Here is a 20055-nt window from a genome sequence, read left to right as displayed (position 1 = left end):
TAATTCGGCGGGACGCTCTTCCAGAGTTATTCACAGTCATCCACACCCCTGTGGAGAATTACGCCGTTGTTATCCACACCCTGCACCCGTCAGTGCGTGAAGGCGGGGTGCGCGGTGGGACGCGGCAGCGGGGCCTCGAGCGAATCGAGATACGCGGTCTCTTCCCGGATCACGTCGAGCAGTGACTCCGCGAGGTCGAGGGTGAGCCCGTGCCGCACAACGATGCGCTGCACCGTCACCTCCTCGAGGTCGGCCGGGAGTGGGTACGCCGGCACGAGCCATCCGCGCATGCGGAGGCGATCGGAGAGATCGTAGAGCGTCCAGCGATCGGTGTGCCCCTCACGCAGCTTCCAGGCGAACACCGGAATCGTCGACCCGTCACTGACGAGCTCGAACGCCGGCATCTCGCCGATGGCGTGGGAGAGGTGCGTCGCGACGCGCTGCGAGCCCTCCTGCACCTCGGTGTAGCCGGCTCGGCCGAGACGCAGAAACAGGTAGTACTGCAGCAGTACCTGCGCCCCGGGGCGCGAGAAGTTGAGCGCGAGCGTCGGGGTGTCGCCGCCTAAGTAGCTGACGCGGAACACCATCGACTCGGGCAGCGCTTCGGCGTCGCGCCAGACCACCCAGCCGAGGCCGGGATACACGAGGCCGTACTTGTGGCCCGACGTGTTGATCGACGCAACTCGGGGCACGCGGAAGTCCCATTCGAGGGGCGGCTGCACAAACGGCGCGACCATGCCGCCCGACGCGGCATCCACGTGAATCGGCACGTCGATGCCGCGCGCGCGTTCGATCTCGTCGAGCGCCGCCGCGATCTCGGCGATCGGCTCGTATGCTCCGGTGTAGGTCACGCCGAGGATGCCGACGACGCCGATCGTGTGCTCGTCGACGACCGCGTCGAGCGCGCTGCCGTCGAGGGCCGGGTGATCCGCCGATACCGGCACGTACCGCGCCTCGACCTCGAAGTAATTGCAGAACTTCTCCCAGCACACCTGCACCGCGCTCGACATCACCAAGTTCGGCCGAGTCGTGTCGAGTCCGGCATCCTCGCGCCGATGCTGCCACCGTCGTTTCAGGGCGATGCCGGCGAGCATGCAGGCCTCGCTGGAGCCGATCGTCGAGGTCGCCGGTGCCGCATCGGGATCCGGGGCATTCCAGAGGTCGGCGATGATGCGCTGGCAACGCTGCTCGATCTCGGCGGTCTGCGGGTACTCGTCTTTGTCGATCATGTTCTTGTCGAACGCGTCGCGGTAGAGCTCGGCGGCTTCGTCTTCCATCCAGGTGGTGACGAACGTGGCGAGGTTCAGGCGCGCGTTCCCGTCGAGCATGGTCTCGTCGTGCACGGCGTGGTAGGCGTCGCGTGGCTCCATGCCGCGATCGGGAATGCGTCGTTTCGGTGCGGCATCGCGGAACATGGCGGATCTCCTTCTGCCCGGCGTGGTCGCGGCACCGGGAGGAGCCTCGCCGTGCTGCTCACCCTAGTGAGGCAAGCGGCCGGGAATCCAGAGGCGGGTGGTGAACCGGAGGCGATGCTCAGCGATCGCGCCAGTACCCGCAGAAGTCGATGGCCTGCTTGGCGACGCCGCGCTCGCCCACGAGGAAGCGGCGCCCGCCGGTGGCAAGCTGCTGCTCACCGGCGACGAACGCCGACACCGTGCCCTCGGTCGCCTCGACGGGGAGCGCCCGCAGTGCGTCGAGCGCCGCAGCGCCGGGGCGCGCGCCGTGCTCGCGCACGAGCCACTGCACCGAGACGCGGCTGGGAGCTTCGACGGGCTGGCGATCCTCATCGCTCGGTACCTCGATGATGGCGTGCCCGACCGCGTCTCGCGGCAGATCGCGCAGAATGCCGAGCACAGCGGGCAGAGCGCTCTCGTCGCCGACGAGCACGACGCGGTCGGCGTTCTCGACGGTGCGGTACCCGCAACCCTGGTCGATGAGAGCGACGCGCGCGCCGATGGGCAGCGACGCGGCCCAGGGTGCGGCGACGCCTGCGTGCGAGGGGTCATCGGATTCGTGCACGACGAAGTCGATGTCCATCTCTCGCGCATCGGCGCGGAACTCGCGCACCGTGTAGTTGCGGATCTCGGGACGCGTGGCCTTCGGGAGGGTGAGGAACTTCAGGTACCCGCGCATGTCGAACTTGTCGGCCATGCGATCGAAGCGCGTGGCGTCGCCGGCGACCGGGATCGCGAGGCGGAACCACTGATCGAAGCCGAGGTCGCGCCACCGTGCCAGCTCATCGCCGGCGACCGTCAGCCGCACAAAGTTTGGCGAGATGCGATCAGCCCGCACGACCTCGGCCGTGACGAGTCCAGTGTCGGCGTGGGCGACGGCGATATTGCTGGCGGGCATGCGGGTCCTTCGTCGTGCGGGGAAGCGTTGGCGCCCGGGCGCGCTGCACACGCGCCGAGGCACCCCCACGCTAGTTCATCAGATGAATCAATTGCAAGGGTGGTTGACAATTTGCGTCGCGGTCCCTAGGTTCATTAGTGAAGTAACTAACCCAGGAAGTTGCGATGTCGGGCCCGACGTTGCAGCGGCCCCGACCGAAACGAGGTGAGGAGTGTTCGACGACAATCGACCGATCTTCCTCCAGCTCGCCGACCGCCTCGCCGACGACATCTTGCGGGGCACCTACGACGAAGACGAACAGGTTCCCTCGACGAACGAACTGGCCGCGCACATGCGCATCAACCCCGCCACGGCGGGCAAGGCGCTCGGCCGTCTCGTCGACGAGGAGATCCTCTACAAACGACGCGGCATCGGCATGTTCGTGTCGCCGGGCGCCCGCGCCCGCATCGCCGCAGAACGGCAGGAAGGGCTCGCCGAACGCTTCGTGCGCCCGCTGCTCACCGAAGCCGCAGCACTCGGCCTCGGCCCCACCGACGTGATCCGACTGATCGAACAGGAAACGGAACAATGAACCAGATCGCCATCGACACCCGCGGCCTGACGCGCAGGTACCGCGGCGGCACCGCGCTCGACGACGTCACGGTGCAGATTCACGCCAACACCATCACCGGGCTGCTCGGCCGCAACGGCGCGGGCAAGACCACGCTCATGTCGCTGATCACCGCGCAGGATCGCCCCAGCTCGGGCAGCGTCTCCGTCGGTGGGCACGACCCGTTCGAACGCGCCGAGACGATCGAGCAGATGTGCTTCGTGCGTGACAACCAGCGCTATCCCGACGACTACACGCTCAAGCAGGCCATTCGCGCGGCGCGCTTCTCGTACCCCAACTGGGAGCAAGCCACGGCCGACCGCCTCATCGAGGCATTCCGCATCCCGGAGAAGCCGGTGATCAAGAAATTCTCGCGCGGTCAGCTCTCGGCGCTCGGCATCGTGCTCGGTCTGGCCTCTCGCTCACCGATTACCTTCTTCGACGAGCCGTACCTCGGACTCGACGCGACCGCCCGGGCGATCTTCTACGACGAGTTGCTGCACGACTATGCGGAGCACCCGCGCACCATCGTGCTGTCGACGCACCTCATCGATGAGATGGACCGACTGCTCGAACGCGTCATCGTGATCGATCAGGGTCGCGTCGTGCGGCACGACGACGTCGATGAGATGCGGGGGAGCGCCTTCCAGGTCGCAGGCAAGTCGAGCGAGGTCGATGCCTTCCTCGTCGGGCGTCCGGTGCTCTCTCGGCGACGCATCGGCGGTCTCGCGACCGCGGTCGTCGATGAGAGCCTCACCGCCGACCATCGCGCCGCCGCGGGCGGCCTCGAACTCAGCTCCGTCTCACTGCAAGATCTTGTCGCCGCGTACGGCCTCGGCGACACCGCGACGGACGCCCCGGCCGAACTGCACACAGAACGGAGCGCAGCATGAACCGCGTTGTGAAAGTCACGAGGCTCCACACCAACAAGCTCGGGAGCTTCATCGGAGTTCCCGTCGTGATTCTCGCGCTGGTGATGGTCGTCTCGGTCGTCATCGCGCTCGCCATTCAGCGCGCGGGCGGCGCGACCAGCACCGCCGACTACATCGAGGGTGCGCGCTGGAACAGCGGGATTGTCTGGTCGCTGCCCGGCTTCCTCATCTACTACGGCGTGCAAGCCGTCGCGACGACCTACCCGTTCGCGCTGGCACTGGGCACGACGCGGCGCAACTTCATTCTCGGCACGGCGCTCGCGAACCTGCTGCAGTCGCTCTACATCGCGGTGCTGCTCGTGGTGCTGCTCGGTATTGAACTCGCCACGGGGCACTGGTTCGCGTCGGTATACGTGCTCGACACCTACGCGGTGGGTGCCGGAAACCCGTGGGTGCTCGGCGTAACCGCGTTCTTGGGCGTGTGGTTCTGTCTGACGATCGGCGGCTTCTTCGGAGCGATCTGGGTGCGCTTCGGTGCGAAGGGACCCGCGATTGTCGGGGCGAGTCTCGGCCTCGTGCTGGCGGTGCTGCTGTTGCTGCTCGCGCCCCAACTGCCCGAGCTGATCGCCGGCGTCACTCGCGGCGGGCTCGCCGTCGGAGCGATCGCCGTGATCGTCGCGGCGCTCGCCGTCACCTGGTTCGCGATGCGACGGGCTGCCGTGCGCTGAGCGAACGGCAGCCGCATCGCGGGTGAGATCGAGCAGGGTCAGTGCGCGTCAGCCTGGCCCTGCTCGATCCATTCCTTTTCTTTCTGCACCCACTCGTTGTCTTCGGGGAACTCGTCGGCCCCGGGAATGCGGCGCACCTCGAGCTGATTGCCCGGGTCGAGCGGAGCGCGCGCGGCCCACTCGGCTGCATCGTCGATGGTGGGCACATCGATGATCCAGTACCCATTGAAGCGGGACTCCGTGGTGCCGTACCCGCCCTCGATGATGGTGGGCGGGGTGGTGGAGAAATCGACGACTCGGCCCTCTTCGGCCGGCGCCAGCCCGCCGCCGCCGGCCATGACGCCCGCCTCGATCATGGCCTCGTTGAAGCGGCCGACCCGCTCGATCATCTCGGTGAAGGGAACCTCGGCCGCGGCGGCCAGGGCTTCGTCGGTCGCGCGCATGATGAGCATGAACTGCATGGGGTCTCCGTTCGGCTGGGGCCTCGCCCGTGGTCGGTGGTTCTGACTCTGACACGGACCACCGACACTGGCAAGGCTCTGGACGCCCGGGTTGCACGGGCGCCTCGAGCGCGACGCCGTACAGTGGAGGGGTGGCGACCATCTCGGACAAGCACAGCCGCCTGCTGCGGCTGCTCGCCGACCGCGACGACTGGGCCGGGGCGCTCGAGCTCGCCGATGCGCTCGGCGTCAGCACTCGCACCGTGCGCAACTATGTCTCGACGCTGAAGCACGATCACGGGGACGCACTGATTGCATCGTCGGATCGCGGCTACCGCATCGACGCCGCTGCGTTCGCGGCGCTGTCGCTGCCCCGAGAAGACGGCGCCCGGCGCCCGGTGCGCACGCTGCAATTCGCTCAAGCGCTGCTTGATCCGACGGACGACCAGGCGCCGACCGTCTCAGACCTGGCCGAGCGGTTCCACGTCAGCGATCCGACCGTCGAACTCGAACTCCCGTCGCTGCGCTCCCTCCTGGCCGAGCACGGCCTTTCCCTCGCCCGCGTCAACGGGCGATTGGTGGTGCGCGGCGACGAGCCGGAGCGCCGTCGCCTCATCGCTCGGATGCACCGCGACGCGCACGCCTCGGGGTACCTGAATCTCGCGCAGATCGCCGCCGAATTCGGCGTTCCCGGCCTCCCCGCGTTGAATCGCGAGTTGAGTGCGGCTCTCGACGCCAACGGCTTCCAGGTCAACGAATTGACGCTGCCCGACGTGCTCCTCGAATTCGTGGTCGCTGCGGTGCGCATCCGTGCGGGGCGCGTGCTCGATCGGCCGGTGCGCGAGGAACTGGCGCCGCACGAGCAACTGCTGCGCGAGATCTTGCAAGCACTGCTGGAGCGCCACGTCGCGCCAGCAATCCCGGAAGCCGAGCTCGTGCAGGCCACGGTGATGCTGAGCTCGCGGGCCGCAACTCCGACGGTCGCGCGTCACCTGGGGGCCGGGGGCCCGTCGCCCGAGGTCGAGCACGTCGTTCGCGACGTCGTCGCCACGGCCGCGCGCAACTATTCGGTGCCGCTCGACGGCGAGGAGTTCTTGCAGCGCCTGACCGCGCACGTGTCGAACGTGCTCGCCCGATCCCGCGATCGCGCAGTGCAGCACAACCCGGTGACGGCCGCGATCAAATCGGGGTACCCCGTGGTCTACGACGTCGCCGTCTACATCGCGAGCGGTTTGCAGCAGGCCTTCGACGTGTCGCTCGACGACGACGAGATCGCCTACATCGCGCTGCACGTCGGTGCGCACATGATGCGCGACGCCGGCGACGAGTGGCCGGTGAGCTGCACACTCGTGTGCCCGAACTACTACGGCATGCACCAGCTGCTGCGCGATCGCATCGAGGCCGCGTTCGGTACCGAGATCGAGATCGCGGCGGTCGTCTCGAGCGCCGAGGCATCGTGGGAGCAGCTCAGCACTGAGCTGATCGTGACCACGGTGCCCCCGTCGGCCTACAAAGACTCGGTGCTGCTCATCGAACCGTTCTTCTCAGACACCGACGTGCAGCGGCTGCGGCGCATGATCCGCGGCGTGAAGCGCCGTCGTCGGCGCGAGAGCACCCGACTGCACTTGCTGCAGCACCTCAGCCCCGACATGTTCTTCCGCAACCCGCCGGGTGTCGCGGACGCGACCGACGCGATCACCGCGCTCGGGGCGTCGATGGCGGCCGCCGGCGTCGTGGACGAGCACTTCGTGCCGGGCGTGCTCGAGCGCGAGCGCATGTCGTCGACGGTGTTCGCCGACGCCGTCGCGGTGCCGCACACAATGACGATGGAGGCGAGGCGCACCGCGATCGCCGTGCTGCTCTCGGATGCGCCGATCGCGTGGAACGGTGCAGAGGTGCACCTGGTGTGCCAGATCGCCTTCGCCCGGGCCGATCGCGGCCTGTTCCAAAGCCTGTTCGAGCAGCTCGTCGGCGTGTTCTCCCAGCCGGGTCGCGTGACGCACCTGCGGCGCACGGTCACCGACTTCGAAAGCCTCGTCGAGCAACTGGCGCTGCTCATCGACGAGCCGGAACCTTAGCGGCTCCGGCCCGCCGATGGGGGCGGGCGCTACGCGGAGGCGGATCCCGCCACGACCGCGACGAGCTCCGCGAACAGGGGTTCTCCGTCGGTGATGCCGGTCGTGCGTTCCACGAACTCTGCGGGTGCGAGCTCGGTGCGCAGGCGCTGCAGCTCGACACTCTCGGGGTCGTCGGCGACGTCGAACGCGAGGAGCGCGTCGATGGCAGCAAGCAGGCCCGTCGGCTGCACGCCGAGCGCCGCGAGACGACTCGCCGGTTCGATGAAGCGCTCGTGACGCGAGAGCTTCCGCAGCGGCTGCCGCCCGACGCGCTGCAGGGTGTCGGTGAGGTGCGGGTTCTCGAAGCGCACGAGGATGCGCTGCAGATAGGCCTCCTGCTCGTCGGGGTCGAAGCCGTGCTCGCGCACCAGCAACTCCTTCGTCTCGCGCAGTGCGGCGAGCACTCGCTCGCGCACCTCAGGGGCGACGATCGCCTCAGATATCTCGGAGTACCCGGCACGACGCCCCACGTATGCGGTCGTCGCGTGGCCCGTGTTCACGGTGAACAGCTTGCGCTCGATGTAGGGCTCGAGGCGCTCGACCCAGGTGACGCCGGGGATCTCGGGCCGACCGTCGCCGAACGGACCCGACTCGATCGCCCACTCGAAGTAGGTCTCGACGGTGACGTCGAGGCCCGCGCCCGGATCTTGCACGGGCACGATGCGGTCGACCGCCGTGTTCGCGAAGATGGCCCGCGCGGCGAGCGCATCCCACTCATCGGCGGACACGAGCGCCCGCATCTGCTCGACCAGCAGGTCGGTCGCGCCGATCGCGTTCTCGCACGCGAGCACGGCGAGACGGGGAGCGTCAGCGGGCCGCTCGCGCAGGCCCGCAACAATGTGCGGGGCGATGAAGCGCAGAATGTTCGGGCCCACCGCGGTGGTGACGATCTCTGCGGCGGCGATCTCGCGCGCCACCGCACCTGCGTCGGCGCTGCTGTCGATCGCCCGGAATCCCGACACCTCGTGGGTCTGCGACTCCGCACCGACCTCATGCACTCGATAGCTGTCGGCAGCTGCCAACGCCCCGATCAGCTCCGCGTTGACGTCGGCGAAGACGAGCTCGTACCCGGCCCGGCCGAGCAGGAACCCGACGAAGCCGCGACCGATGTTGCCGGCGCCGAAATGGACGGCGGTCACGCCGCGTTCACCTCGCTCAGCGCGGCGGTGAGCGACTCGGCGTCGGGCAGTGCGAGCAGACGCTCGACCGCGTCGGCATCCGAGAACAGCACCGCGATCTTCGACAGGATTTCGAGGTGCTCATCGCCCTGACCGGCGATGCCGACGGCGAACCGCACGTCATTGCCGTCCCAGTCGATGGGCTCCGCGTACCGCACGAACGAGAGCGCCGAGCGACGAATCTCGCCCTTCGCCTCGTTCGTGCCGTGCGGGATCGCCAGGAAGTTGCCCATGTAGGTCGACACGGAGGCCTCCCGCTCGAGCATCGCGTCGATGTACGCCGGCGAGACGGCGCCCGCCGACTCGAGCAGCGCACCGGCTTCGCGGATCGCGGAGTCGCGGTCGCGCGCGGTTCCGGCGGCGACGACGCTCTGCGGGCTCAGAATCTCAGACATGGGGTGGTTCCTTTCGTAGCGGGTGCGGGCGCTCAGGCCTGATCGGCGGAGGATCGCCCGACCAGGTTGATCACGTCGTCATAGCGGGGGCTCGCCATGAAGTTCTCGACCGACACGTGCAGCGCCTCCGGGATGCGGGTGCGTGCGCGCTCGGTGAGGTCGCGGTGCGTGACGACGAGCTGCGCGTCGCCGGGGTTCAGGCTCGCGATGGCACGGTTGGTGACCTCGACGCCGGTGATCCCGGCCGACTTCAGCTTGTTGCGAAGCACGGTGGCACCCATGGCGCTCGATCCCATGCCCGCATCGCAGGCGAAGATGATCTTCGAGATCGGGGCGCTCGGGGCGTCTGCGCCCGCGGCGTCGGCCTCAGCCACGGCGACCGCGGCCGGAGTCGATGCGGCGGCAGTCGCGGCGCCGGAGCCCGCGAGGCCGCCGAGCACCGAGCTCTCCTTGCCCTTATTGGCCTGCGTCTGGGCGATGGCCTCGCTCAGGTCGCCCGCACCCTCTGCAGCCAGGTCGCGCTTCCGCGAGGCGCGCAGGATCACCGCGGCGATCAGGAACGATACGAGCGTCGACAGCACGACGGAGAGGATCACACCGACGTAGCTGTCGCTCGCCGTCTGGGCGAGCACGGCAATGATCGAGCCGGGCGCCGCGGGAGCGCGCAGGCCGCTGCCGAAGAGCGCGTTGGTCGCGACACCAGTCGCACCGCCGGCGATCGCGGCGATGATCATCATCGGCTTCATGAGGACGTAGGGGAAGTAGATCTCGTGGATGCCGCCGAAGAAGTGGATGATGGCGGCTCCCGGAGCCGAGGCGCGGGCCATACCGACGCCGAAGATCGAGAAGGCGAGCAGGATGCCGAGGCCCGGGCCGGGGTTCGCCTCAACGAGGAAGAGGATCGACTTGCCGGTCTCGAGGGCCTGCTGCGTGCCGATCGGGGTGAAGACGCCGTGGTTGATGGCGTTGTTGAGGAACAGCACCTTGGCGGGCTCGACGATGATCGAGAGCAGCGGCAGCAGCCCCATGCCGTAGAGCCAGTCGACAGCCGTCTCGAGCCACTTCGAGACCGCCGCGAACGCCGGGCCGAAGGCGAAGAAGCCGACGATGGCCAGCAGCATGCCGAGGATGCCGGCGGAGAAGTTGTTCACCAGCATCTCGAAGCCGGCCTTGATCTTGCCGTCCCAGATCTTGTCGACCTGCTTCATGAGCCAGGCCGCGAGGGGACCCATGATCATCGCGCCGAGGAACATCGGGATGTCGGAGCCCACGATGACGCCGACAGTGGCGATCGTGGCGACCACGCCGCCGCGAGTGTCGTAGACCATGCGGCCGGCGGTGTTCGCGATCAAGAGGGGCAGCAGATACGTGATCATCGGCCCGACGAGGCCGGTGTGCTCAGTGCCATCGGCACTGGGGAAGCCGCCGAGCTCGGGAACGGGGAGGAACCCGTCTTTGATGAACAGGGCGGTGATGAAGCCCCAGGCGATGAACGCCGCGATGTTCGGCATGATCATGCCGGAGAGGAAGGTGCCGAATCGCTGCACTGCGATTCGGGCCCCGCCGCTGGCGGGGGTGGTCTGGGTGGTCATGCGTCGGTTCCTTCGTGATGGGGGTGGGTGATGGCGGCGCGGACTGCGGCCTGCGCCTCGGCAGCGCCGGACGCCTGCAGTGCGAGGGCCGCAAGGGCCTGCGCCTGGGACGGGGTGTGCCGCGCCAGTTCGGCGCGCACATCTGCGAGCGCGGCCGGGGACATGGACAACGAGGTGGCTCCGAGGCCGACGAGCACCACGGCGAGCAGCGGATCTGCGGCGGCTTCGCCGCAGACACCGACGGGCTTGCCGTGCGCGCGTCCTGCAGCGCCGACACGGGCGACGAGCTGCAGCACGGCGGGGTGCCACGGATCTTGGAGCTGCGCCACCGAACCGAGCACGCGATCGGCGGCGAGCGTGTACTGCGTCAAATCGTTCGTGCCGATCGATGCGAAGTCGGTGGCCGCGAGCACATGGTCGGCGAGCAGTGCTGCCGACGGGACCTCGACCATGACGCCGGCCGTGCGCAGGCCGAGCTCGTGGGCGAGCGCGGTGATGTACTCGGTCTCTTCGACCGTCGCGACCATGGGCGCCATGACCCACAGATCGGCGTCGGTCTCGGCATCGGCCGCTGCGAGTGCCGTGAGCTGGTCACGCAGGATCGACTCGTGGGCGCGCAGTGCGCGAAGCCCCCGAACGCCGAGCGCCGGGTTCTCTTCGTGCGCGTCGTTCAAGAACGCGAGCGGTTTGTCGGCGCCGGCGTCGAGCAGGCGCACGACCACCTTCTGACCCGGGAACCCGGCGAGCACGGCGCGATACTGCTCCTGCTGCTCGGCGACGGTCGGGGCGCGGTCGGCGTCCAAGAAGAGGAATTCGGTGCGGAAGAGTCCGACGCCCTCGGCACCGAGCTCGATGGCGCGGGCGACACCCGACGGGTTGCCGAGGTTCGCGAGCAGCGGTACGAGGGTGCCGTCGGCGAGAGCGCCGGGGGTGATGGGTGCCGAAGCGGCCTCGTCGAGTGAGCTGATGCGATCCTGCGCCGCCGCGACCTCTGCGTCTGTCGGATCGACGACCACGGTGCCCGCCGCCGCATCGACGATGAGCGTCTGGCCGTCGGTGATGCCCTCGGCACCGCTGACCCCGACGAGCGCCGGGAGTGACTGCTCGCGGGCGAGAATCGCGGTGTGCGAGGTGGGCCCGCCCTCGCTGGTCACGAGGCCGAGCACCTGCGTCAGGTCGAGCAGGGCGGTGTCGGCCGGCGCGAGGTCGGTCGCCACGAGCACGAACGGGTGGCCCGGATCGGGCACGCCGGGTGCCGGGAGCCCCTGCAGGCGAGCGCGCACCCGCTGCGAGATGTCGTCGAGGTCGGTCGCGCGCTCGGCGAGATAGCCGCCGAGGCCGAGCAGCATGTCGCGGTAGGCGGCGAATGCGGTGAATACGGCTGACTCGGCGGTGGCTCCGCCGTCGAGCAACTGCTGCACCTCAGTGCGCAGCGCGGGGTCGTTCGCCATCTGCGACTGCGCGAGGAGCACGCCCTGCGCGGCACCGCTGACGCGATCAGCGCGCTCTGCGAGCTCGGCTGAGACCCCGGCGAGTGCGTCGGTCGCGCGGCCGAGCTCGGCCTCCGCTCCGAGCGTGCTCGGCGTGCTCGCCGGAGCGGGCAACGGGTCGGGCATCCGGACGGCCGGGCCGGTAATGGTGCGGCGTCCGATGCCGGTGCCGGTCAGCTGCATGGGGTCCTCCTCGGAGACGGATGGGTGGGGTCGCTGCGCGCGGCCCGGAGCGGGATCGGCCTCAGGCCTCGTCGTGGTCGGTTTCGAGCAGCGCGATGAGCGTGTCGAGCGCCGCCTCCTCGTCGCCGCCCGTGGCGGTGAGCACGACCTCGTCGCCGTGGTTGATGCCCTGCGAGAGCACACCGAGAATGCTCGCCGCGTCGACGGGTGAGCCGCCGGCCTTCTGGATGGTGACTGCGGATCCGGTCGCGGCGACCGCCTGCGTGAAGAGGGCCGCGGGGCGGGCGTGGAGGCCGTGTGCGGATCGGACGGTGGTGCTGCGTTCAGCCATGATCGGTGCTTTCTCGAGGGGAGCGGGGGTCGGTGAGGTGAAGTTCTGCGGCGATGCGTTGGTGCGGCAGTGCGCCGGTCGCGTCGCCGTACTCGGCGTCGGTCATGACGATGACGCAGGCATCGGGGTGGGCCGTGCGCAGCGCAGTGGCCTCGGGCGCGAGATGCGGGCCCAGATAGACGAGCGCGGGTGCGGCGCTTGACGAGAGCTGCTCGGGCAGCAGATCGAGCGGGATCGCCGTGACGGAGATGGCCGGATCGTGCTCGGCAAGTCGGCCGCGGAGACGCAGGGCGATGAACTGGCTGGACGCGCCAGCGCCGCACACGAGCAGTACGCGCGCTTTCTCCTGCATGATTCCGCCTCCTTTGCCAGGGTCGACCTCATTGTGCTGCCGGTGCGGCGATGCCCGCCAATAAGGTCTTTTCCGCGCGGGCGGAAAATCTTCCGGAAACGACGGAAGCCCCGTTCCGGCGGTGGCCGGAACGGGGCTTCGAGGTGGTGCGTCGCCGGAGCGCTTACGCGCGGGCGGTCTCCCGCTCGGAGGCTGCGGACTGCTCGGCGGCGTCCGACTGCGTGCCCTCGCGCTCGTCAGCGTCGTCGTTGCTGAATGCGACTCCCTGGCGCGGCGCGTTGTAGAGATCGAGATCGAGGATGCCCTCGCGCTTGGCGACGATCGTCGGCACGAGTGCCTGGCCCGCGACGTTCACCGCGGTGCGGCCCATGTCGATGATCGGGTCGACCGCGAGCAGCAGGCCCACGCCCTCGAGCGGCAGGCCGAGCGTCGACAGCGTGAGCGTCAGCATGACGGTGGCGCCGGTGGTGCCGGCGGTGGCTGCGGAACCCACGACCGAGACAACCACGATGAGCAGGTACTGCACGATGGTGAGATCGATGCCGAAGAACTGCGCAATGAAGATCGCAGCAACTGCGGGGTAGATCGCGGCGCAACCGTCCATCTTGGTGGTGGCGCCGAGCGGCACCGCGAATGACGCGTACCCGCGGGGCACTCCGAAGTTGCGCTCGGTCACTCGCTGCGTCAGCGGCAGCGTGCCGATCGAGGAGCGGCTCACGAATCCGAGCTGCACTGCGGGCCAGACTCCCGAGAAGTACTGCTTGACCGAGAGGCCATGCGCCTTCACCAGGATCGGGTAGACGACGAACAGCACGAGCGCGAGACCGATGTAGAGCACGGCGACGAACCAGGTGAGCGACCCCATCTTGTCCCAGCCGTACTCGGCGACGGCGTTGCCGATGAGGCCGATCGTGCCGATGGGGGCGATGCGAATGATCCACCACAGCACCTTCTGGATGATGGCGAGCGCCGATTCGGTGAGCGCGATGAACGGCTCGGCTTTCTCGCCGATCTTGAGTGCGGCGATGCCGACCGCGACCGAGATCACGATGATCTGCAGCACGTTGAAGCTGGCGCTGCCACTGAACGAGCCGTCGGTGACGCTGCCCGATACCCCGAGGCCGAGGAAGTTCGACGGGACGAGGCCGATCAGGAAGTTCCACCAGGTGCCGACCGAGTGCGGCGCCTCGGGGGTGAGTGCCGTCTGCGAGGCCGAGGCGCCCGGGCGGAAGGTCACGCCGAGCACGATGCCGATAGTCACCGCGATGAGAGCGGTGATCGCGAACCACAGCAGCGTCTGACCGGCGAGACGGGCGGCGTTCGTCACCTTGCGCAGGCCGACGATGCTCGACACGATCGCGGTGAAAACGAGCGGAATGACCGCCGCGCGCAGCAGCGAGACGTAGCTGCTGCCGATGGTCGACAGTGTCGCGTGCAGCCCGTTGGGGTTGCCCTCGGCATCGGGGCCGAGCGACATTGCGATGCCGCCGAGCACGAGACCGACGACGAGGGCTGCGAGGATCTGCCAACCGAAGTTGGTCATCCAGCGCGGAAGGCGGCGTGCCTGCTGAGGGGCTGCCGGGGTGGTGGACACGGTGAAGAATCCTTTCGACTGCGGGCGCGGGGAACCACCGGCCCCTGGGCCGGTGAGCGCGCTCTCGCCGATGGTGGCGGTGCTGCGGTGTTCCCCCGATGAACCCCAACAGCCTAGCAACTCATTCAAGATTTTTATAGTTGACATCACCTTTGCTGATTCAATGTGCGTCGGAATCGCGGGTGCCCGCTGCCGGGTACAGCGTGACGCGCAATTCGATTACTCTGGTCCCATGGCTGATTCTTCGTTTGACGTGGTGAGCAAGATCGACTCGATGGAGGTCGAGAATGCGGTGAACCAGGCCCGCAAGGAAGTCGAGCAGCGCTACGACTTCAAAGGCGTCGGCGCCGACGTGACCCTCACGGGCGAGAAGATCCAGATTAAGGCGAACACCGAAGAGCGCGCGAACGCGGTGCTCGACGTGCTCCACTCGAAGTTCATCAAGCGGGGTCTCTCGCTCAAGTCGCTCGACACCGGCGAGCCCTACGCCAGCGGCAAGGAGTACCGCATCGACTCCCAGCTCAAGGAGGGCATCGATCAGGCGACCGCGAAGAAGCTCAACAAGTTGATTCGCGACGAGGGGCCGAAGGGTGTGAAGTCGCAGATTCAGGGCGACGAGCTGCGCGTATCGTCGAAGAGTCGAGACGATCTGCAGGCGACGATGGCGCTGCTCAAGGGCGCCGACATCGACGTCGCGCTCCAGTTCGTCAATTACCGCTAGCCCCTCCGCGGGTTTCGCCCGCGCGCGTTACTGTGAGCGCATGCGAACTTCTTCTGTCTGCGCTGCGCTGGCGCTGTGCGGTGCGATCCTGCTCGCCGGCTGCGCGGCTGAACCAACGCCCGATCCCGTAGCGACCGCGGCGCCGCCGACATCGGAATCGCCGACCGCAACCCCGGAACCCACGCCGTCCCCCGAGCCCACGCAGACTCCCGAGCCCACACCTGATCCGTGGGCGCGTTCGGGTGACGCCCGTGGCCCGGTGAGTTTCGAATTGCCACCCGGGTGGTCGCTCGTGCACCTGCCCTCGGCCTACGACGACCTGGGCTTCTTCCAAGCGCAGATCGTCGATGCGGCGGGGGTCGGTCAGCTCTACTTCTCCAACAACGTCGCCGGATTGGGCGGTGCGTGCACCGACGAGATGGCCACCCTGCACGTTGAAGAGCTCGATTCGGCGCCGGTCGAGATCGCGGGGTTCTCGGCGGCTGATGCGGACCCAGCGGGCACACCGACGACGGCCGTGCGATTCGTCTACCGGGTGTCGACCCTGGGTGACGGCGCCGTTGCCAGCCTGTCGCTCACGAACTCCACTCCGCGCGATGCCTGCATGTACTACAACGTCATGTTCGGCGCGGCGACGGGCAGCGATTCCACCTCGGTGTTGGCAGCCGACTTCCTGCAGGTCGACAGCACGTCGAGCGGTCGCGTTTTTGCGACGCGCGCTGAGGCCGACGCATTCATGCAATCCGAGGAATATGCGACACTCAAGCGCATCTTGATGTCGATCCAATTGCAGGCCTGAAGCTGGCACGACGGACGCGCGGCATCGCTACACTGACTGCATGATCGGCACCAATCTTCTCGGCCCCGAACCCACGTTGCTCGCTGCTGACACCGCGGTCGACGCGGCGCTCGAAGCGGGCCAGCCCGTCGAAACGGTCGTGCGGTCGCACCCCGAATCGCCGCTGGCGTGGGCGCTGCTCGCCGATGCCGCCGATGCTGACGGGCGTGAGCTCGAGTCGTACGCGTTCGCGCGGGTGGGGTACCATCGCGGGCTCGATGCGTTGCGCAAGTCGGGGTGGCGCGGTGCGGGCCCCGTGCCCTGGTCGCATGAGCCGAACCGTGGCGTGCTGCGCGCGCTCTACGCGCTGCGCCGAGCCGCGGGGCATATCGGCGAGCAGAGCGAGGTTGAACGCCTCACCGAGTTCTTGAACGGGGCCGACGACTCGGCGATCGACCGCATCGAAGCCGGAGACTGACGGTTGCGCGACGCGCGCTGATCCCGCACTCCGACCGTGCCTGTCGCACCGCCCGCGGTCGGCGAAACCTCGCATCGCGACGCCCCTTCGGTAGACTGGCTCGGTAATTGCCGATGTCAAGGAAGGGGCTGAAATGCCCGCAGTGCTCATCACCGGTGCCCAGTGGGGCGACGAGGGCAAGGGTCGGGCGACCGACCTCCTCGGCAGCCGCGTCGACTACGTCGTCAAGTTCAACGGCGGCAACAACGCCGGCCACACGGTCGTGGTCGGTGACGAGAAGTACGCGCTCCACCTGCTCCCGTCGGGCATTCTCACCCCGGGTGTCACCCCCGTCATTTCGAACGGCGTCGTTATCGACCTCGAGGTGCTGCGCGGTGAGCTCGAAGCGCTCGGTGGCCGCGGCGTCGACGTCTCCCGCCTGAAGGTGAGCGCCAACGCGCACGTCATCACCGCCTACCATCGCACGCTCGACAAGGTCACGGAGCGGTTCCTCGGTAAGCGCCAGATCGGTACGACGGGGCGCGGGATCGGCCCGGCGTACGCCGACAAGATCAACCGCGTCGGCATCCGCATCCAAGACATCTTCGACGAGGGTATTCTGCGTCAGAAGGTCGAGGCCGCACTCGAGTTCAAGAACCAGGTGCTTGTCAAGATCTACAACCGCCGCGCCATCTCGGCCGACGAGGTCGTCGAAGATCTGCTGAGCTACCGCGAGATGCTCGAGCCGATGGTCTGCGACACGGGCCTCCTGCTGCACGAGGCGATGCAAGACGAGAAGACGGTGCTCTTCGAGGCCGGCCAGGCGACGATGCTCGACATCGACCACGGCACCTACCCGTTCGTCACCTCGTCGAACGCGACCGCCGGCGGCGCGAGCACGGGCTCCGGGTTGCCCCCGCACGCGCTCGACCGCGTGATCTCGGTGGTCAAGGCCTACACGACGCGCGTCGGTGCCGGCCCGTTCCCGACCGAACTCTTTGATGAGTCGGGCGACTACCTGCGGAAGCAGGGCTTCGAGTTCGGCACCACGACGGGTCGCCCGCGGCGATGCGGCTGGTACGACGCTCCGATCTCGCGCTATGCAGCGCGCATCAACGGGGTGACCGACTTCGTGCTCACCAAGCTTGACGTGCTCTCTGGGCTCAAGACCATCCCCGTGTGCGTTGCCTACGACGTGAACGGCGTGCGGCACGATGAGATGCCGGTGAACCAGAGCGACTTCCATCACGCGAAGCCGATCTACGAGGAGTTCCCGGGCTGGAACGAGGACATCTCGGGTGCGCGCCGCTTCGAAGACCTGCCGCAGAACGCGCAAGATTACATCGTCGCGCTCGAGCGCATCAGCGGTGGGCGCATCTCGGCCGTCGGTGTCGGCCCCGAGCGGGAGCAGGTCGTGGTGCTCCACGACCTGCTCGATTGAGCGGCGGCGCGATGAGCGCGCACTCTCCGCAAGAGCGGCTGGATCGCCTGCGGTCGAGCATCGACAACATCGACGCGGCACTGGTGCACATGCTGGCCGAACGCTTTCGCTGCACCCAGGAGGTTGGGCAGCTGAAGGCCGAGCACGAGATGCCCGCCGCTGATCCCGGTCGTGAGGCGCGGCAGATCGAGCGGCTGCGATCGCTCGCTGCAGACGCCCACCTCGACCCCGAGTTCGCCGAGAAGTGGTTCAACTTCGTCGTCGCCGAGGTGATTCAGCACCACACGCAGATCGCCGACGAGCGCAATTCCGCATAGTTGCACTGCGGCGCGCTTGCGCATTATTCGAACATATGTTCGAATAATGGAGTGAGGTGGAGCGGACAATCGGTGGTGTCGTCGCCAGATGACGGCGCGCTGCCCGGTATGGAAGTGGGGCAGCTCGCCGCACTCCCCGGGCACCTGCGCACGGTGCGCGCGCCCGAGTTCGCGGGCGCGGTGTTTCACGAGGTGCTCGCGAAAAGTGCGCTGAATCGGGTGCCCGGTGCCTCATCGATGCCGTTCTCCTGGACGGTGAACCCGTATCGGGGCTGCTCGCACGCGTGCGTGTACTGCTTCGCGCGCGGATCGCACCGGTATCTCGACTTCGACACCGGTCGAGATTTCGACGCGCAGATCGTGGTGAAGGTCAACGTTGCCGAGGTGCTCGGGCGCGAGCTGATGCGCCCGAGTTGGCAGCGCGAATGCGTGGCGCTCGGCACCAACACCGACCCGTACCAGCGCGCCGAGGGTCGGTATCAGCTGATGCCCGGCATCATCGCGGCGCTTGCGCGCAGCGGCACACCCCTGTCGATTTTGACGAAGGGAACGCTGCTGCGCCGTGATCTCCCGATGCTGGCCGAGGCGAGTGAGCGCGTGCCCGTCGAACTCGCGATGTCGATCGCGGTCGGCGACGATGCATTGCAGCGATCGATCGAGCCGGGCACCCCGTCGACGCGGGCGCGACTCGACACCATCGCCGCGGCACGCGACGCCGGTCTCGCCCCCGACGTCTTTCTGATGCCGGTGCTGCCCGGCCTCACCGATGGAATCGCACAGTTGCGCCCGCTGCTGCGAGACATTCGCGACGCAGGTGCGCGATCGGTCGTGTACGGGGCGCTTCACCTGCGATCGCACGTGAAGCCGTGGTTCATGAGCTGGGTCGAACGCGAGCACCCCGAGCTGCTGCCGCTCTATCGCTCGCTCTACCCGGGCACAGCCAGCCGAGCACCGCAGGCCTACCGCATGGAGCTCGCCGGCCGCATTCGACCGCTCATGCGACAGTACGGGCTCGACCGCAGCGGGTCGTCGCGATCCGTCACGATGCCGGGTCCGCGAGACTCCGTGACGACGCCCGGTGCACCCGCCCCGACACTGTTCTGAAGCAGCAAGCAGCGTGGCGCGGGCGCGGGATCGGACGCGTCAGGCCGTCTGGCGCGTCTCCGCGTCGAGCGCCGTGCGGGCCCGAGCGATCGCGTCGAGCACGCGAACGCGCAGCGCATCGCCCCGCTCCGCGAATGCGCGTTGCAGCCGCGTGTACTCGCGCTTGCCCTCGGCGGTCTCGATCGCGACTGGAGCGAGGGAGCGTCCGTCGGTGCCGACGAACGCGCTCACGTCGTAGGGCGAGGCCCGCATGTCGACCTCGCGAATGTCGCGTGCGAGTTCGAACGCATCGAGCAGCACGTCGCCCGGCACGATCGGCCCCAGCTTGCCGGCCCACTTGTAGAGGTCCATGCCCGCGTGCAGGCAGCCCGACTGTTCGGTGTCGAGCTGGTTCTCGCGCGTCGGCTGCATCGTGTTGAGCGGGTGCGCCTCGTCGGTGAAGAAGCGGTACGCGTCGAAATGCGAGCAGCCGATCGTGTGCGTTTCGACGACGGCATCGGTGGCGGCGTGACCGATGCGCAGCGGCAGGCGCGTGTGCCGCAACTGTTCGGGAGTCATGCGGTAGACCATTGCCCACTCGTGCAGCCCGAAGCACCCGAAGCGCGGCGTGCGTTCACGCGTGGCGGTGAGCAGCTGTTCGATGTAGTCGACCGTGCTGCCACGCTTCGCAAAGAAGGCGATGACGTCGACCGACGCGACACCGCCCTCGACGCGGTAGTGGCGCCAGGACGCGCGATCCGGAGCCTCGGCCAATGACACGCCGGCACCCGGGTGCCAGCGGCGCAGTTCGCTCGGCTTCACGGAATAGTACGTCCAGAGAAAATCTTCGACCGGATGCGATTCGTGCCGCAGGCGACGAGCACGATGCGCTGCCGTGAGAGCGTCGGCGCGGGTTTCATGTGCGACAGCCCGGGGGTGCCACTCTGCTCGGTCCGAGACGGCGTGGACGGGCATGGGGCGAGTGTATCCCCGGCAATCGCGAATCGGACAATCGAGATCGCGAAATCGACGCATAAGTAACTCA

21 protein-coding genes are annotated in these 20055 nt (G+C 68.1%); 10 read left to right on the top strand and 11 right to left on the bottom strand.

All coding sequences use genetic code 11. The features are described 5' to 3' along the window. Positions 1 to 89 precede the first annotated feature (89 nt). Both gad and AMS67_RS11200 read right to left on the bottom strand, forming a co-directional pair. Positions 90 to 1415: a glutamate decarboxylase gene (gene gad / locus AMS67_RS11205; RefSeq protein WP_053387412.1), complete on the bottom strand. Its 1326-nt coding sequence runs from the start codon at positions 1413 to 1415 to the stop codon at positions 90 to 92. A 118-nt stretch (positions 1416 to 1533) separates the two neighbouring features. Next, positions 1534 to 2352, bottom strand: coding sequence for a siderophore-interacting protein (locus tag AMS67_RS11200; RefSeq protein WP_053351238.1), 819 nt, complete (start codon positions 2350 to 2352; stop codon positions 1534 to 1536). Positions 2353 to 2563: 211 nt separating this feature from the next. Here AMS67_RS11200 and AMS67_RS11195 point away from each other — a divergent pair, with 211 nt between their 5' ends. From AMS67_RS11195 to AMS67_RS11185, 3 genes are read left to right on the top strand one after another with little or no spacing between them, the layout of a single operon-like run. Continuing rightward, entirely contained in the window at positions 2564 to 2923 is a 360-nt protein-coding gene (locus AMS67_RS11195) for a GntR family transcriptional regulator (RefSeq protein WP_053351239.1), read from the top strand. After that, on the top strand, positions 2920 to 3834 hold the full coding sequence (locus tag AMS67_RS11190) for an ABC transporter ATP-binding protein (RefSeq protein ID WP_053351240.1): 915 nt from the start codon (positions 2920 to 2922) through the stop codon (positions 3832 to 3834). Before AMS67_RS11195 ends, AMS67_RS11190 begins: the two co-directional genes overlap by 4 nt. Then, positions 3831 to 4541, top strand: a complete 711-nt coding sequence (locus tag AMS67_RS11185) for a hypothetical protein (protein ID WP_053387411.1) — start codon at positions 3831 to 3833, stop codon at positions 4539 to 4541. The genes AMS67_RS11190 and AMS67_RS11185 overlap by 4 nt, the downstream gene beginning before the upstream one ends. A gap of 38 nt (positions 4542 to 4579) precedes the next feature. On the opposite strand, the gene AMS67_RS11180 is transcribed toward AMS67_RS11185, so the two are convergent. After that, positions 4580 to 5002: a YciI family protein gene (locus tag AMS67_RS11180; protein ID WP_053387410.1), complete on the bottom strand. Its 423-nt coding sequence runs from the start codon at positions 5000 to 5002 to the stop codon at positions 4580 to 4582. A gap of 131 nt (positions 5003 to 5133) precedes the next feature. Here AMS67_RS11180 and AMS67_RS11175 point away from each other — a divergent pair, with 131 nt between their 5' ends. Beyond that, a complete protein-coding gene (locus tag AMS67_RS11175) occupies positions 5134 to 7059 on the top strand; it encodes a BglG family transcription antiterminator (RefSeq protein ID WP_053387409.1) in 1926 nt (641 codons plus the stop codon). Positions 7060 to 7088: 29 nt separating this feature from the next. On the opposite strand, the gene AMS67_RS11170 is transcribed toward AMS67_RS11175, so the two are convergent. The 7 genes from AMS67_RS11170 to AMS67_RS11140 all read right to left on the bottom strand — a co-directional run bounded on the left by AMS67_RS11170 (position 7089) and on the right by AMS67_RS11140 (position 14162). Next, positions 7089 to 8237, bottom strand: coding sequence for a mannitol-1-phosphate 5-dehydrogenase (locus AMS67_RS11170; protein ID WP_053387408.1), 1149 nt, complete (start codon positions 8235 to 8237; stop codon positions 7089 to 7091). Then, entirely contained in the window at positions 8234 to 8671 is a 438-nt protein-coding gene (locus AMS67_RS11165) for a PTS mannitol transporter subunit IIA (protein WP_053351245.1), read from the bottom strand. The genes AMS67_RS11170 and AMS67_RS11165 overlap by 4 nt, the downstream gene beginning before the upstream one ends. A gap of 32 nt (positions 8672 to 8703) precedes the next feature. Further along, positions 8704 to 10263 (bottom strand): PTS mannitol transporter subunit IIBC, encoded by a 1560-nt coding sequence (locus tag AMS67_RS11160; RefSeq protein WP_053387407.1) that lies wholly within the window; start codon positions 10261 to 10263, stop codon positions 8704 to 8706. Further along, positions 10260 to 11936: a phosphoenolpyruvate--protein phosphotransferase gene (ptsP, locus tag AMS67_RS11155; RefSeq protein WP_053387406.1), complete on the bottom strand. Its 1677-nt coding sequence runs from the start codon at positions 11934 to 11936 to the stop codon at positions 10260 to 10262. The genes AMS67_RS11160 and ptsP overlap by 4 nt, the downstream gene beginning before the upstream one ends. Positions 11937 to 11997: 61 nt before the next feature. Then, complete coding sequence (locus AMS67_RS11150; RefSeq protein WP_053351247.1) at positions 11998 to 12267, bottom strand: HPr family phosphocarrier protein; 270 nt, start codon at positions 12265 to 12267, stop codon at positions 11998 to 12000. Next, on the bottom strand, positions 12260 to 12619 hold the full coding sequence (locus AMS67_RS11145) for a PTS sugar transporter subunit IIB (RefSeq protein WP_053387405.1): 360 nt from the start codon (positions 12617 to 12619) through the stop codon (positions 12260 to 12262). Before AMS67_RS11145 ends, AMS67_RS11150 begins: the two co-directional genes overlap by 8 nt. Before the next feature lie 163 nt (positions 12620 to 12782). Then, positions 12783 to 14162 (bottom strand): dicarboxylate/amino acid:cation symporter, encoded by a 1380-nt coding sequence (locus AMS67_RS11140; RefSeq protein ID WP_053387492.1) that lies wholly within the window; start codon positions 14160 to 14162, stop codon positions 12783 to 12785. A gap of 283 nt (positions 14163 to 14445) precedes the next feature. Between AMS67_RS11140 and AMS67_RS11135 the strand changes: the two genes are divergently transcribed. From AMS67_RS11135 to AMS67_RS11105, 6 genes are all read left to right on the top strand, one after another. Continuing rightward, positions 14446 to 14934 carry a YajQ family cyclic di-GMP-binding protein gene (locus AMS67_RS11135; protein WP_053351249.1) on the top strand — a complete coding sequence of 163 codons (489 nt, stop codon included), beginning with the start codon at positions 14446 to 14448 and terminating at the stop codon, positions 14932 to 14934. A 40-nt stretch (positions 14935 to 14974) separates the two neighbouring features. After that, positions 14975 to 15733: a hypothetical protein gene (locus AMS67_RS11125; protein ID WP_156316620.1), complete on the top strand. Its 759-nt coding sequence runs from the start codon at positions 14975 to 14977 to the stop codon at positions 15731 to 15733. Between the two features lie 40 nt (positions 15734 to 15773). Further along, positions 15774 to 16190, top strand: coding sequence for a DUF3151 domain-containing protein (locus tag AMS67_RS11120; protein WP_053387402.1), 417 nt, complete (start codon positions 15774 to 15776; stop codon positions 16188 to 16190). 133 nt (positions 16191 to 16323) lie between these two features. Then, entirely contained in the window at positions 16324 to 17610 is a 1287-nt protein-coding gene (locus AMS67_RS11115; protein WP_053387401.1) for an adenylosuccinate synthase, read from the top strand. An 11-nt stretch (positions 17611 to 17621) separates the two neighbouring features. Then, entirely contained in the window at positions 17622 to 17927 is a 306-nt protein-coding gene (locus AMS67_RS11110; protein ID WP_053351254.1) for a chorismate mutase, read from the top strand. 51 nt (positions 17928 to 17978) lie between these two features. Next, complete coding sequence (locus AMS67_RS11105; protein WP_082305467.1) at positions 17979 to 19031, top strand: Rv2578c family radical SAM protein; 1053 nt, start codon at positions 17979 to 17981, stop codon at positions 19029 to 19031. Between the two features lie 39 nt (positions 19032 to 19070). Here the strand turns inward: AMS67_RS11105 and AMS67_RS11100 are convergent, their stop codons facing one another. After that, the gene (locus tag AMS67_RS11100; protein ID WP_053387400.1) at positions 19071 to 19985 is read right to left on the bottom strand and encodes a hypothetical protein; all 915 of its coding nucleotides are present in this window, start codon (positions 19983 to 19985) and stop codon (positions 19071 to 19073) included. Positions 19986 to 20055 lie beyond the last annotated feature (70 nt).

Origin of the sequence: Leucobacter japonicus, from assembly GCF_001273855.1 — a bacterium.
GTDB classification, from domain to species: domain Bacteria; phylum Actinomycetota; class Actinomycetes; order Actinomycetales; family Microbacteriaceae; genus Leucobacter; species Leucobacter japonicus.
The sequence above is the reverse complement of the archived record's forward strand: the minus strand, read 5'-3'. Positions and strand labels throughout refer to the sequence as shown.